The sequence below is a fragment of the Actinosynnema sp. NPDC059335 genome, assembly GCF_042752395.1.
Lineage (GTDB): Bacteria > Actinomycetota > Actinomycetes > Mycobacteriales > Pseudonocardiaceae > Actinosynnema.
On record NZ_JBHYXZ010000180.1, the window covers coordinates 2,420 to 15,572 of the forward strand.

Below are 13,153 nucleotides of genomic sequence, written 5' to 3' on the forward strand. Positions count from 1 at the left end.
TTGTTTGGGTGGGTGGGTGTGGTTTTTTTAAAACCCCGCGGCCGCGCGGGGGGGGGGCCCCCCCCGGGGGGGGGGGGGGGGGGGGGCCGCCCCCCCCCCCCCCCACCCCGGTGCCATCACTCACTCGCCGCTGAACTCGGTGAGCAGCGCCTTGCGCTGCCGCTCACCCAGGCCGCGCAGCCGACGGGACGGAGCGATCTCCAAGCGCTCCATGATCTGCTGCGCACGCACCTTGCCGACGCCCGGAAGCGCCTCGAGCAGCGCGGACACCTTCATCTTGCCAAGGACCTCGTCGCTCTCGGCGGCCTTCAGCACGTCCGTCAGGGTCGTGCCGCCACGCTTGAGGCGCTCCTTGAGCTCAGCCCGAGCGCGACGAGCGGCAGCAGCCTTCTCCAGCGCTGCGGCCCGCTGCTCCTCGGTAAGCTGGGGAAGGGCCACGATTTCCTCCGTGGTGTGGGAATTTCAATTCTGGATCGGTGCCGCGACCGTACCGAGCGCAATTGCCTGGGTACAACGTGGGTCCCAGTCAGGTGAATCTTTCAGCGCTGGAGTGGTTGCGGCGGGTGGTAGTAGTACCAACACCCTCCAACAGGTCCATCACCGCCACCGGTAACGCCCTGCGCACGCCGTGTGTGGTATGCGCTCGATGGGTGATGGACCCGCCGGTGGCCAGGACCGTACCAGGCAGCGTTTGCGCAGGTGAGCGGACCACGCGAAGCGTGTCGCGATTTGATCGTGATCACATCTCCAGCGAGCGCCGCACGGCGTCCACCGCAGACCGCAACGATGCGGTCTCCGGGCCGTGCCTGAGCACGTCCCGGGAGGACGTCGGGAGCACTCCGCGCAGGTCCTCGCCGAACAGCGCGCGCAGGTCCGCGACCGTCGCGCCCTGCGCCCCGAAACCCGGCGCCAGGACGTATCCGCGCAGGTCGGAGAGGTCCACGCCGAGGTCGCCGACGGTCGCGCCGACCACCAGGCCGACGTCGCCGAACGGTTCCGCGCCCGCGTTCGCGGCGGCCGCGGCGTCGACGACGGACTGCGCGACCGAGCGCCCGTCGGGGCCCACCGCGCGCTGCACGGAGGCCCCTTCCGGATTCGAAGTCAACGCGAGGACGAATAGTCCGCGACCGCTCGCGGAGGCCGCCTCCAGCGCCGGGTCGAGCGACCCGAAGCCGAGGTACGGCGACGCGGTGACCGCGTCGCCGGCCAGCGGCGAGCCCTCGGTGAGGTAGGCCGCGGCGTACGCGGCCATGGTGGAGCCGATGTCGCCGCGCTTGGCGTCGACCAGGACGAGCGTGCCGCTGTCGCGCAGGTCCGCGATGACCCGCTCCAGGACCGCCACGCCCCGCGAGCCGTGCGCCTCGAAGAACGCCGCCTGCGGCTTCACCAGCGCCACCCGGCCGCCGAACGCCTCCACGCAGGTCAGGGCGAACCGCTCCAGCCCGGCGGCGTCCCGGGGGAGCCCCCAGGACGCCAGCAGGCCGGGGTGCGGGTCGATGCCCACGCACAGCGGCCCGTGCTGGGCCACCGCCTTCGCCATCCGCGCCCCGAACCGCGCGCCCCCGGCGGCGCTCACGCGTCGCCCCGCAGGGCCGCCTGGAGCGCCTGGAGGGGCCGCACGCCGATGTCGCCGCGGATGGCCGCCTCGATGCCGTGCACGGCCGCCGCCGCGCCCTGGATCGTGGTCACGCAGGGGATGTCCCTGGCCACGGCCGCGGTGCGGATCTCGTAGCCGTCCACGCGCGGGCCGTGGTTGCCGTACGGGGTGTTGATGATCATGTCCACGGTGCCGTCGAGGATGGCGTCCACGATGTTGTCGGCCCCCTCGAAGTGCTTGCGCACGATCGTGCACGGGATGCCGTTGCGGCGCAGCACCTCGGCCGTGCCCGCGGTGGCCAGCACCTCGAAGCCCAGGTCGGCGAGCCGCTTGACCGGGAAGATCATGGCCCGCTTGTCCCGGTTGGCCACCGACACGAACACCCGGCCCGACGTGGGCAGGGAGCCGTAGGAGGCGGTCTGGGACTTGGCGTAGGCCATGCCGAACGACACGTCGATGCCCATGACCTCGCCGGTCGACTTCATCTCCGGCCCGAGCAGCGAGTCGACGCCCTTGCCCTCCGGCGTGCGGAACCGGTGGAACGGCAGCACGGCCTCCTTGACCGCGACCGGGGCGTGCGGCGGCAGCTTCGCGCCGTCGCCCGCCGCGGGCAGCATCCCCTCGGCCCGCAGCTGGGCCACGGTCGCCCCGAGCATGATCCGCGCGGCGGCCTTGGCCAGCGGCACCGCCGTGGCCTTGGAGACGAACGGGACGGTGCGCGAGGCGCGCGGGTTGGCCTCCAGGACGTACAGCACGTCGTCCTTCAGCGCGTACTGCACGTTGAGCAGGCCGCGCACGCCGATGCCCTCGGCGATGGCCAGCGTGGAGCGCCGGACCGCGTCGATGTCGGACTCGCCCAGCGTGATCGGAGGCAGGGCGCACGCCGAGTCGCCGGAGTGCACGCCGGCCTCCTCGATGTGCTCCATCACGCCGCCGATGAACACCTCGTTGCCGTCGTAGAGGGCGTCCACGTCGATCTCGATCGCGTCGTCGAGGAACCGGTCGACCAGCACCGGGTGCTCCGGGCTGACCTCGGTGGCGCGCTGGATGTAGCTGCGCAGGGTCTCCTCGTCGTAGACGATCTCCATGCCGCGCCCGCCGAGCACGTACGACGGCCGCACCAGCACCGGGTAGCCGATTTCGTCGGCGATGGCCTTGGCCTGCGCGAACGAGGTGGCCATGCCGTACTTCGGGGCGGGCAGCCCGGCCTCGGCGAGGACCTGGCCGAACGCGCCGCGCTCCTCGGCGAGGTGGATGGCGTGCGGCGGGGTGCCGACGACGGGCACGCCCGCGTCGGCGAGCCGGCGCGCGAGGCCCAGCGGCGTCTGGCCGCCGAGCTGCACGATCACGCCCACGACCGTGCCGGAGCGCTGCTCGGAGTGGAACGCCTCCAGCACGTCCTCGAACGTCAGCGGCTCGAAGTAGAGCCGGTCCGACGTGTCGTAGTCGGTGGAGACGGTCTCCGGGTTGCAGTTGACCATGACGGTCTCGTACCCGGCGGCCCGCAGCGCCATGGCCGCGTGCACGCACGAGTAGTCGAACTCGATGCCCTGCCCGATCCGGTTCGGCCCGGAGCCCAGGATCAGCACCTTGGGCTTCTCCCGCTGCTCGGTGACCTCGCTCTCGGCGTCGGGGTCCAGCTCGTAGGCCGAGTAGTGGTAGGGCGTGCGGGCGGCGAACTCGGCGGCGCAGGTGTCGACCGTCTTGAACACCGGCCGCACGCCGAGGCGGTGCCGCAGGGCGCGGACGCCGTCCTCGCCGGCCAGCTCCGGGCGCAGCGCCGCGACCTGCCGGTCGGACAGGCCCGCGCGCTTGGCCTTGCGCAGCAGCCGCTCGTCCAGCACCGGCGCGGTCTCGATCTCCCGCCGCAGGTCGACCAGCCAGGCGAACTGCTCGATGAACCACGGGTCGATCCGCGACGCCTCGTGCACCTGCTCGACCGTGGCGCCCAGGCGCAGCGCGCGGTCCACCGTGTACAGCCGGCCGTCGTGCCCGGTGCGCAGGGCGTCCAGGGTGGACTCCAGCGTCTCGTCCGGGTCGGGCGTGGTCCAGAAGCCGCCGGCCTTGGTCTCCATGGAGCGCAGCGCCTTGCCCATGGCCTCGATGAAGCTGCGGCCGATGGCCATGGCCTCGCCGACCGACTTCATGGTGGTGGTCAGGGTGCGGTCGGCGCCGGGGAACTTCTCGAACGCGAACCGCGGCACCTTCACCACGACGTAGTCGAGCGTCGGCTCGAAACTCGCGGGCGTTTCCCCGGTGATGTCGTTGCGGATCTCGTCCAGGGTGTAGCCGATGGCGAGTTTCGCGGCGATCTTGGCGATCGGGAAACCGGTCGCTTTCGACGCCAGCGCCGACGACCGCGACACGCGCGGGTTCATTTCGATGACGACCATGCGGCCGTTCTCCGGGTGGATGGCGAACTGGATGTTGCAGCCGCCGGTGTCCACCCCGACCTCGCGGATGACCGCGATGCCGACGTCGCGCATGTGCTGGAACTCGCGGTCGGTGAGCGTCATCGCCGGGGCCACGGTCACCGAGTCGCCGGTGTGCACGCCCATCGGGTCGATGTTCTCGATGGAGCAGACGACCACCACGTTGTCGTTGCGGTCGCGCATCAGCTCCAGCTCGTACTCCTTCCAGCCGAGCACGCTCTCCTCGATGAGCACCTCGGTGACCGGGGACTCGGCCAGGCCGCTCGCGGCCAGCCGCTCCAGCTCCTCGGGGGTGTGCGCCATGCCGGAGCCGAGGCCGCCCATGGTGAACGACGGGCGGATGACGACCGGCAGGCCCAGCTCGGCCACGGTCGCGCGGACGTCGTCCATGCTCTTGCAGACGGCGCTGCGCGGCACGTCCGCGCCGATCTTGCGGACCAGGTCCTTGAAGATCTGCCGGTCCTCGCCGCGCTGGATGGCGTCGATGTCCGCGCCGATCAGCTCGACGTCGTACTTCTCCAGCACGCCCCGCTCGTGCAGGGCGATGGCGGTGTTCAGCGCGGTCTGGCCGCCCAGGGTGGCCAGGATGGCGTCCGGCCGCTCGGCCGCGATGACCTTCTCCACGAACTCCGGGGTGATCGGCTCGACGTAGGTGGCGTCGGCGAACTCCGGGTCGGTCATGATCGTCGCCGGGTTGGAGTTGACCAGCGAGACGCGCAGGCCCTCCTCGCGCAGCACCCGGCACGCCTGGGTGCCGGAGTAGTCGAACTCGCAGGCCTGGCCGATGACGATCGGCCCGGAGCCGATGACGAGCACGTGCTTGAGATCAGTCCTCTTCGGCATCAGCGGCCCTCGCCCATCATGGTCACGAACTCGTCGAACAGCGGTGCGGCGTCGTGCGGTCCGGCCGCCGCTTCCGGGTGGTACTGCACGCTGAACGCGGGCACGTCCAGCGCCCGCACGCCCTCGACGGTGCCGTCGTTGGGGCAGTAGTGGCTCAGCAGCACGCGGCCGAAGTCGGAGGTGAACTCCTCGCCCGGCTCGCCCTCCAGCGCGAACCCGTGGTTCTGCGCGGTGATGGCGACCTTGCCGGTCGCCACGTCGATCACCGGGATGTTGATGCCCCGGTGGCCGTAGCGCAGCTTGTAGGTGTCGCGGCCCAGCGCGCGGCCCAGGATCTGGTTGCCGAAGCAGATGCCGAACAGCGGGATGCGCCGGTCCAGCACGCCCCGGGTCAGCTCGACCGCGTGCGCCTGGGTGGCCGGGTCGCCCGGCCCGTTGGACAGGAACACGCCGTCGGGCTTGACCGCCACCAGGTCGTCCACGGTGGAGGTCAGCGGCAGCACGTGCACCTCGATGCCGCGGGCGGCCATCATCCGGGGCGTGTTGGACTTGATGCCCAGGTCCAGCGCGGCCACCGTGAAGCGGCGCTCGCCGACGGCCTCGACCACGTAGGGCCGCGGCGTGGTGACGTCCCCGGCGAGGTCGGCGCCCTTCATGGGCGGCGCGCTGCGCACGCGTTCCAGCATCTCCTCGGCGGTGCCCAGCTCGTCGCCGGAGAACACGCCGGCCCGCATCGCGCCCTGCTCGCGCAGGTGGCGGGTCAGCATCCGGGTGTCGATGCCGGAGATGCCGACGACGCCCTGCCGGACCAGCTCGTCGTCCAGGCCGCGGGTGGACCGCCAGTTCGACGGCACGCGCGCCGGGTCGCGCACCACGTACCCGGCGACCCAGATGCGGCCCGACTCGTCGTCCTCGTCGTTCCAGCCGGTGTTGCCGATCTGCGGCGCGGTCTGCACCACGATCTGGCGGTGGTAGGACGGGTCGGTCAGCGTCTCCTGGTAGCCGGTCATGCCGGTGGAGAACACCACCTCGCCCAGGCTCGCGCCCACCGCGCCGTAGGACTCGCCGCGGAACACGCGGCCGTCCTCCAGCACCAGTGCCGCGTCGGTCTTGACCGGGTTGTTCATGCGGTGCCTCCCAGCGCCTGCACCCACTGCTCGTACACGTCCTTGTCGTCGCCCCGGAATCCGGTGTCGAACACCCGGTCGCCGAGGTCCCAGCGCACGACCAGCAGGCCGTCCGCCGTCATCACCTTGCCCGCGAGGCCGCGGGCCGTCCGGGCGCCGCGCACCCGCTCCGCCGGGATCCACAGGGCGCTCGCGCCCGTGCGCTCCACCAGCACGCCCTGCTCGGTGAGCCGGAGGGTCGCCTCCGCGCGGTGGCCGATGTCGCCGACCGCGACCCGGTCCTGCCAGTCGTCGCCGATCGTGGTGCCGACGTACACGCCGGTCGTCTCCAGCATCGTCGCGCCGGTGTCGGCGGGCGGCTGCGGGAACTCCGGGAGCACCTCGGCCTGGCGGCGGGCGCGCCGCCGCCAGCCGTGCCACATGCCGTACAGGCAGAGCAGGAAGATCGCCAGCACGGCCAGGGACAGCAGCACGCGGGTCATGAGGTGATCCTTCCGCCGGCCGCGGTGACCCGCCCGCGCAGCACGGTCGCGACCACCGCGGCGGGCAGCTCCATGCCCTCGAACGGCGTGTTGGCCGCGATGCTCGCGAACTCCGCGCCGCGCACCGTCCAGGTGGCGTCGGGGTCGACCAGGGTCAGGGTGGCGGGCTCGCCGACCTCGATCGGCCGGCCCTGGTCGGGCAGGCCCGCGATCTCGGCGGGCCGCTCGCTCATCACCCGCGCCACGCCGCGCCAGTCCAGCAGGCCGGTCCGGACCATGGTCTCGACCACGATCGACAGCGCGGTCTGCAGGCCGAGCATGCCGGGCCGGGCCGCGGACCACTCGCAGTCCTTGTCCTGCGCGGCGTGCGGCGCGTGGTCGGTGGCCACGCAGTCGATGACGCCCTCGGCCAGCGCCCGGCGCAGCACCTCCACGTCGGCCGCGGTGCGCAGCGGCGGGTTGACCTTGTTCACCGGGTCGTAGGTGGCCAGCCGCTCGTCGGTCAGCAGCAGGTGGTGCGGCGTGACCTCGGCGGAGACCCGCGTGCCGCGGGCCTTGGCCCACCTGAGCACGTCGGCGGCGCCGGTGGTGGACACGTGGCACACGTGCAGCCGGGCGCCGGCGTGCCGCGCCAGCAGGCAGTCGCGCGCCACGATCGACTCCTCGGCGGCGGCGGGCCAGCCCTGCAGGCCCAGGCGGGACGCCTGCTCGCCCTCGTGCGCCTGCGCGCCCACGGTCAGCCGGGGCTCCTCCGCGTGCTGCGCGACGACCACGTCCAGCGCCTTGCTGTACTCCAGGGCGCGCCGCATGATCAGCGGGTCGTGCACGCAGTGGCCGTCGTCGGAGAACACCCGGACGCCCGCCTTGGCCATGGTGCCCAGCTCGGCGAGCTTCACGCCCTCCAGGCCCACGGTGACCGCCCCGACCGGGTGCACGTCCACCAGGCCGACCTCGCGGCCGCGGCGGGCGACGTGCCGGACGACGACCTCGTTGTCGGCGACCGGGTCGGTGTTGGCCATGGCGAAGACCGCCGTGTAGCCGCCCAGCGCGGCGGCGGCCGAGCCGGTGGCGATGGTCTCGGTGTCCTCGCGGCCGGGTTCGCGCAGGTGGGTGTGCAGGTCGACGAAGCCGGGCAGCAGGACCGCGCCGCCGCCGTCCAGGACGTCCGCGCCCTCCTCGGCCACGGACCCGATGGCGGCGATCACGCCGTCGCGGAGCAGCACGTCTACCGGGTCGCCCTCGCCGTACGGTCGTACTCCCTTGAGGATCAAGGGTTTCACGAAGTCTCCTCTTCATGGGCGAGCAGGTGGTACAGGACGGCCATGCGCACGTGCACGCCGTTGCGCACCTGGTCGGTGATCGCGGCGCGGGGCGAGTCGGCGACCGCCGAGGCGATCTCCATGCCGCGCAGCATCGGACCGGGGTGCAGCACGACGGCGTGCTCGGGCAGCAGCCCCAGCCGCCGCTCGCTCAGGCCGTAGGCGATCGAGTACTCACGGGCCGACGGGAAGAAAGCGCCGTGCATCCGCTCGGCCTGGACCCGCAGCAACATGACCGCGTCGAGACCGGGCAGCTCGGCGTCCAGGTCGTGCGAGAGGGTCACCGGCCAGCTCTCCACCCCGGTCGGCAGCAGCGTCGGCGGTGCGACGAGCGTCACCTCCGCGCCGAGCGCGGTGAGCAGGTGCACGTTCGACCGGGCGACCCGGCTGTGCAGCACGTCGCCGACGATCGCGATCCGGCGGCCGCGCAGGTCGCCGAGCCGCTCCCGCAGGGTGGCCGCGTCCAGCAGCGCCTGGGTGGGGTGCTCGTGCATGCCGTCGCCCGCGTTGACGACCGACGTGCCCGCCTCGCGCAGCCAGCCCGCCAGCCGGTGCGCCGCGCCGGACGCCGGGTGCCGCACGACGACGCAGTCCGCGCCCGCCGCGGCCAGGGTCAGCGCGGTGTCGCGCAGCGACTCGCCCTTGCCGACGCTGGAGCCCGACGACGAGACGTTCACCACGTCCGCGCTCATCCACTTGCCCGCGATCTCGAAGCTCACGCGGGTGCGGGTGGAGTTCTCGTAGAACATCGTGATGACCGTGCGGCCGCGCAACGTGGGCAGTTTGCGCACCTCACGGCCTTCGAGGGCCTGCTTGAGGCTCGCCGCGGTGTCCAGGATGGCGGTCGCCTGCGCCGGGTCGATGCCCTCGGTGGTGAGCAGGTGCTTCACCGCAGCACCACCCCGTCGCGCCGGTCGAACTCCTCCAGGAGCACGTGGACCTCCTCGGTGCGGGCCGTGGGCACGTTCTTGCCCACGTAGTCCGCGCGGATCGGCAGCTCGCGGTGGCCCCGGTCGACCAGGACGGCGAGCTGCACGGCGCGCGGGCGGCCGTGGTCCCGCAGCGCGTCGAGCGCGGCGCGGATCGTGCGGCCGGAGAACAGCACGTCGTCCACCAGGACGACGAGCTTGTCGTCCACCCCGCCCTCGGGCAGCTTCGTCGCCTCCAGCGGCCGGGTGGGGCCGCGGCGCAGGTCGTCCCGGTAGAGGGTCACGTCCAGGGTGCCGGTGGGCACCTCGACGCCGGAGAACTCGGCGATGCGGACGGCCAGCCGGCGGGCCAGCGGCGCGCCTCGGCTCGGGATCCCCATCAGGACTACTGCGGGTGCGCTCGGTGCATCAAGAGCGGTCTTCTCGATGATCTGATGGGCCATTCGGGCGACGGTGCGCGCGACGTCGCCGGCCGAGAGAAGCTCGCGCTCCCCGGCCGGGTCCGTCGCGCCACGTTGACGTGGCGCCACGGTTGGACCTCCTTCCCCGCCTCGCTGGACGGGTCCTTAAAGGACGTCGGACACCCGGCTGCGACCGGGCTGACCAGCACCGTATCAGGCGAGCGCGGTCAATCTTCCGGGTGGTGTGCGTGGTCTCGCCCACCTGTCCTATCGAGATCAGCTTGACCTGGTGACCACGGAGAGCAATCATTACTCTGCGTATTGATCTAAGCCTCCCCGCGGCAGTCCCCTACCGGCTGACGGGGCGAATGAACGGAGAACCGCCACATGGGCGACTACGCCAAGGCGCTGGGGGCAAAGCTCCGCGCGATCCGCCAGCAGCAGGGCTTGTCTTTGCACGGCGTCGAGCAGAAGTCCGGCGGTCGCTGGAAGGCCGTGGTCGTCGGCTCGTACGAGCGCGGCGACCGCGCCGTGACCGTGCAGAAGCTCGCCGAGCTGGCCGACTTCTACGGCGTCCCGGTGGCCGAGCTGCTGCCGGAGGGTCGGGTGCCGTCCGGTGCGGAACCCGCCACGAAGATCGTCATCAACCTGGAGCGGCTGCAGCAGCTGCCGGCGGAGAAGGTCGGACCGCTCGCGCGGTACGCGGCCACCATCCAGAGCCAGCGCGGTGACTACAACGGCAAGGTGCTGTCCATCCGGACCGAGGACCTGCGCTCCCTGGCGATCATCTACGACATGACGCCCGGCGAGCTGACCGAGCAGCTCATCGACTGGGGCGTGCTGCCCCCCGAGGCCCGTCCGGCCAAGGAGGACTGAGCACGCGGGAAGGGCCACCCGGCGGTCGCACCCGGGTGGCCCTCCGGCCCGCGCCCGCGGGCGCGTCGTCTGGTTGTGCGCCAGCGCACGGTGTGCGCTACAGCACGGCCCGGAGCTGGTCGGCGATGACCGCGATCCGGCCGAGCACGCCGTTGACGAACCGCGGCGAGTCGTCCGTGGACAGGCCCTTGGCCAGCTCCACGGCCTCGTCGATCGCGACCGCGTCCGGCACGTCCGCCGCCCACAGCAGCTCGTAGAGGCCGATCCGCAGCACCGCGCGGTCGACCGCCGGCATGCGCTGCAACGTCCAGCCCTCCGAGTGCTCGGAGATCAGGTCGTCGATGCGCGCGCGATGCGCCGTGACGCCTTCCACGAGGGTGATCGTGTAGTCGTTCACCGGCGGCACGTCCGCGGACCCGACCCGGTCGGCGAGCAGCGTCACCGGGTCGGAACCCCGCAGGTCGGCCTCGTAGAGGACGTCGACCGCGCGTTTGCGCGCCTTGCTCCGTGCGCCCATCTCAGCCGTTCACTCGGCCGAGGTAGCGGCCGTCGCGGGTGTCGACCTTGATCTTCTCGCCGGTGCTGACGAACAGCGGGACCTGGATCTCCGCGCCGGTCTCCAGCGTGGCGGGCTTGGTGCCGCCGGTGGAGCGGTCGCCCTGCAGGCCCGGGTCGGTGTGCTGGATGACGAGCTCGACCGAGGTCGGCAGCTCGACGTAGAGCGCGACGCCCTCGTGCATGGCGACGACCGCTTCCTGGTTCTCCAGCATGTAGTTCGCCGCGTCGCCGACGGTCTCGGCCGGGATGCTGATCTGGTCGTACGTGTCGCCGTCCATGAAGACGAAGTCGGCGCCGTCCTTGTACAGGTACGTCATGCCGCGCTTGTCGACGGTGGCCGTCTCGACCTTGGTGCCCGCGTTGAAGGTCTTGTCCACGACCTTGCCGGACAGGACGTGCTTCAACGTGGTGCGCACGAAGGCGCCACCCTTGCCCGGCTTGACGTGCTGGAACGCGGTGACGGTCCAGAGCTGGCCGTCGAGGTTCAGCACCAGGCCGTTCTTGAGGTCGTTGGTGGTGGCCACGGTGGTGGGCTCTCCTGTTGCGTGAGTGAGGTGCCGTCGGCGGAGCCGACTTTCCGACTGCCGTCGGCTTGGCCGACGAATCCGATTCCGGGCGATCCGACTTTCAGATGACCACGAGCTCCTTCGTGGTCAGGGTGAGGAGCTCCGGGGCGCCTTCGCGCACCACGAGCGTGTCCTCGATGCGGACACCACCCTTCCCGGCCAGGTACACACCGGGCTCGACGGTGACCGCCATGCCGGGCAGAAGTGTACCGTCACCCGCCTTGGACAGCGTTGGAGCCTCGTGGATCTGCAGGCCGACGCCGTGCCCGAGGCCGTGCAGGAAGTCGTCGCCGTGCCCGGCCTCCTCGATCACGCCGCGCGCCGCCGCGTCCACGTCCGAGACCCGCGCGCCGACGCCGAGCGCCGCCCGGCCGGCCGCCTGCGAGGCCGCGACCAGTTCGTACAGCTCCCGCTGCCAGTCCGCGGCCCGGCCGACGACCACGGTGCGGGTCATGTCGGAGTGGTAGCCGTCGACCAGCGCGCCGAAGTCGAGCTTCACGAAGTCGCCGTCCCGGACCACCGCGTCGGTCGGCCGGTGGTGCGGCACCGCCGAGTTCGCGCCCGCCGCCACGATCGACTCGAACGACGGCCCGGCCGCGCCGTGGTCGAGCATCCGGCTCTCCAGCTCGCGGGCGATCTCCTTCTCGGTGCGACCCGGCCGCAGCCCGCCGTGCTCGATGAGCCCCGCCAGCGCCCGGTCGGCCGCCGCGCACGCCATCCGCAACGCCTCGACCTCGGCGTCGTCCTTGACCAGCCGCAGCCGTTCGACCAGGTCGGGCGCCCGGACCAGCGACGCGCCACCGGCCGCGTCCACCAGCGCGTCCAGCCCGTCCACGGTCACGTGCCCGCTCTCGAACCCGATCCGGCCGACCCCCGCCGCCGCGGCCCGCTTCACCAGCGCCGCGTCGCACGGCCGGTCGATGACCCGCTCCAGGTCCGGCACCTGCGCCGCGGCCTGGGTGAGGTAGCGGCCGTCGGTGCAGAACACCGAGGCGTCATCGGAGTCCGCGCGCACCAGCAGGGCCGCGTTCGACCCGGTGAACCCGGTCAGGTAGCGGACGTTGAGCAGGTTGGTGACCAGCAGCGCGTCCAGCTCCCGGTCCCGGAGCGTGGCACGCAGGGCGGCGCGGCGCGTGGAGTGCGGCATGCCCAGCAGCCTAAGGCCCGGCGACCCCCCTCACCGCGCCACTCGATCGAGTGAATCCTGCGCCGCCGACCACCCCAGTCCATGCAACCCGAAGAAGAACCGCAACCGCCCGGTCGACGCGATCCCGCGCCCCGGCCCCAAGCCCCAACCCCGGCCCCGGCCCCGGCCCCGGCCCCAGCCCCGGCCCGGCCCCGGCCTCGGCCCCAACCCCCGGCCCCGGCCCCCGGCCCCGGCCTCGGCCCCGGCCTCGGCCCCCGGCCACTGTGCCGGGTCGCCGGCCACCTTTAGGGTGGATCGCATGCGCACGTGGCTGGTCCGGGGGTTCTGGATGGGGTTGTTCCACGGCGGGGTGCAGACCGGCACCTCGGCCGTGAGCGTCCACAGCCCCGAGGCCGCTTCGGCCATCCGGTACATCGCGATCGGCCTGGTGGTCGTGATCGGGCTGCTGTGGGGCGCGCTGGACGCGTGGCGGCAGCTCGACGGGCGGGGCATGGTGTGGTTCCTGGCCGGCCTGGTCGCCGGCCCGCTGGCCGGCCTGACCGGCGTGGTGGGCCGGTCGCTGATCGACCAGACGGGCCTGGAGTCCCTCGGCCCGGCACTGACGGGCGGAGCCGCGTTCACCGCGCTCCTGGTCATGGCGACCGCCGTCATCGGCCTGGGCCTGGGCAGCGCACTACCCCAACCCAAGCCCGAGAACTCACACTGACACCCCGCCGGACCACCCCCTCCCAGCCACCCCACCCAACCAGCCCCAACCCACCCACAACGGACCCGCAGCGCGCCCACCGAGGCTCGATTTGACATGGGTTCGGGTGCCTTAGGCTGGACGAAGCCGGCAGGCCTGCCGGGACGCTTTTCCCCGCCGGGCCTGCCGGC

At 72.4% G+C, this 13,153-nt stretch carries 13 protein-coding genes; 2 read left to right on the forward strand and 11 right to left on the reverse strand.

Features of this window, described 5'->3' with window-relative positions:
* Nucleotides 1–120: 120 nt before the first annotated feature.
* The 8 genes from mihF to pyrR form a co-directional block, all read right to left on the reverse strand.
* Nucleotides 121–438, reverse strand: coding sequence for an integration host factor, actinobacterial type (mihF, locus tag ACFXGA_RS35025; protein WP_033427832.1), 318 nt, complete (start codon nt 436–438; stop codon nt 121–123).
* Nucleotides 439–739: 301 nt separating this feature from the next.
* Nucleotides 740–1,540, reverse strand: a complete 801-nt coding sequence (gene pyrF, locus ACFXGA_RS35030; RefSeq protein WP_378095654.1) for an orotidine-5'-phosphate decarboxylase — start codon at nt 1,538–1,540, stop codon at nt 740–742.
* 32 nt (nt 1,541–1,572) lie between these two features.
* Nucleotides 1,573–4,872: a carbamoyl-phosphate synthase large subunit gene (carB, locus tag ACFXGA_RS35035; protein WP_378095615.1), complete on the reverse strand. Its 3,300-nt coding sequence runs from the start codon at nt 4,870–4,872 to the stop codon at nt 1,573–1,575.
* Nucleotides 4,872–5,999, reverse strand: a complete 1,128-nt coding sequence (gene carA / locus ACFXGA_RS35040; RefSeq protein ID WP_378095618.1) for a glutamine-hydrolyzing carbamoyl-phosphate synthase small subunit — start codon at nt 5,997–5,999, stop codon at nt 4,872–4,874. Before carA ends, carB begins: the two co-directional genes overlap by 1 nt.
* The gene (locus ACFXGA_RS35045; protein WP_378095622.1) at nt 5,996–6,481 is read right to left on the reverse strand and encodes a transporter; all 486 of its coding nucleotides are present in this window, start codon (nt 6,479–6,481) and stop codon (nt 5,996–5,998) included. Before ACFXGA_RS35045 ends, carA begins: the two co-directional genes overlap by 4 nt.
* On the reverse strand, nt 6,478–7,761 hold the full coding sequence (locus ACFXGA_RS35050; protein WP_378095625.1) for a dihydroorotase: 1,284 nt from the start codon (nt 7,759–7,761) through the stop codon (nt 6,478–6,480). The genes ACFXGA_RS35045 and ACFXGA_RS35050 overlap by 4 nt, the downstream gene beginning before the upstream one ends.
* The gene (locus tag ACFXGA_RS35055; protein ID WP_378095629.1) at nt 7,758–8,690 is read right to left on the reverse strand and encodes an aspartate carbamoyltransferase catalytic subunit; all 933 of its coding nucleotides are present in this window, start codon (nt 8,688–8,690) and stop codon (nt 7,758–7,760) included. Before ACFXGA_RS35055 ends, ACFXGA_RS35050 begins: the two co-directional genes overlap by 4 nt.
* Nucleotides 8,687–9,259, reverse strand: coding sequence for a bifunctional pyr operon transcriptional regulator/uracil phosphoribosyltransferase PyrR (gene pyrR / locus ACFXGA_RS35060; protein ID WP_378095633.1), 573 nt, complete (start codon nt 9,257–9,259; stop codon nt 8,687–8,689). Before pyrR ends, ACFXGA_RS35055 begins: the two co-directional genes overlap by 4 nt.
* Nucleotides 9,260–9,517: 258 nt before the next feature.
* On the opposite strand from pyrR, the gene ACFXGA_RS35065 reads away from it, so the two are divergent.
* Nucleotides 9,518–10,006 (forward strand): transcriptional regulator, encoded by a 489-nt coding sequence (locus tag ACFXGA_RS35065; protein WP_015103676.1) that lies wholly within the window; start codon nt 9,518–9,520, stop codon nt 10,004–10,006.
* Between the two features lie 97 nt (nt 10,007–10,103).
* On the opposite strand, the gene nusB is transcribed toward ACFXGA_RS35065, so the two are convergent.
* The 3 genes from nusB to ACFXGA_RS35080 all read right to left on the reverse strand — a co-directional run bounded on the left by nusB (nt 10,104) and on the right by ACFXGA_RS35080 (nt 12,277).
* Entirely contained in the window at nt 10,104–10,523 is a 420-nt protein-coding gene (gene nusB, locus ACFXGA_RS35070; RefSeq protein ID WP_378095636.1) for a transcription antitermination factor NusB, read from the reverse strand.
* A 1-nt stretch (nt 10,524) separates the two neighbouring features.
* On the reverse strand, nt 10,525–11,088 hold the full coding sequence (gene efp, locus ACFXGA_RS35075; RefSeq protein ID WP_378095639.1) for an elongation factor P: 564 nt from the start codon (nt 11,086–11,088) through the stop codon (nt 10,525–10,527).
* Nucleotides 11,089–11,191: 103 nt separating this feature from the next.
* Complete coding sequence (locus tag ACFXGA_RS35080; RefSeq protein WP_378095642.1) at nt 11,192–12,277, reverse strand: M24 family metallopeptidase; 1,086 nt, start codon at nt 12,275–12,277, stop codon at nt 11,192–11,194.
* A gap of 298 nt (nt 12,278–12,575) precedes the next feature.
* On the opposite strand from ACFXGA_RS35080, the gene ACFXGA_RS35085 reads away from it, so the two are divergent.
* On the forward strand, nt 12,576–12,983 hold the full coding sequence (locus ACFXGA_RS35085; protein ID WP_378095645.1) for a B-4DMT family transporter: 408 nt from the start codon (nt 12,576–12,578) through the stop codon (nt 12,981–12,983).
* Nucleotides 12,984–13,153: the final 170 nt, after the last annotated feature.

Coding starts and splice junctions, on each gene's coding strand:
- pyrF (WP_378095654.1), bottom strand. CDS start 1,540: ATGGCGAAGGCGGTGGCCCAGCACGGGCCGCTGTGCGTGGGCATCGAC.
- carB (WP_378095615.1), bottom strand. CDS start 4,872: ATGCCGAAGAGGACTGATCTCAAGCACGTGCTCGTCATCGGCTCCGGG.
- carA (WP_378095618.1), bottom strand. CDS start 5,999: ATGAACAACCCGGTCAAGACCGACGCGGCACTGGTGCTGGAGGACGGC.
- ACFXGA_RS35045 (WP_378095622.1), bottom strand. CDS start 6,481: ATGACCCGCGTGCTGCTGTCCCTGGCCGTGCTGGCGATCTTCCTGCTC.
- ACFXGA_RS35065 (WP_015103676.1), top strand. CDS start 9,518: ATGGGCGACTACGCCAAGGCGCTGGGGGCAAAGCTCCGCGCGATCCGC.
- nusB (WP_378095636.1), bottom strand. CDS start 10,523: ATGGGCGCACGGAGCAAGGCGCGCAAACGCGCGGTCGACGTCCTCTAC.
- ACFXGA_RS35080 (WP_378095642.1), bottom strand. CDS start 12,277: ATGCCGCACTCCACGCGCCGCGCCGCCCTGCGTGCCACGCTCCGGGAC.
- ACFXGA_RS35085 (WP_378095645.1), top strand. CDS start 12,576: ATGCGCACGTGGCTGGTCCGGGGGTTCTGGATGGGGTTGTTCCACGGC.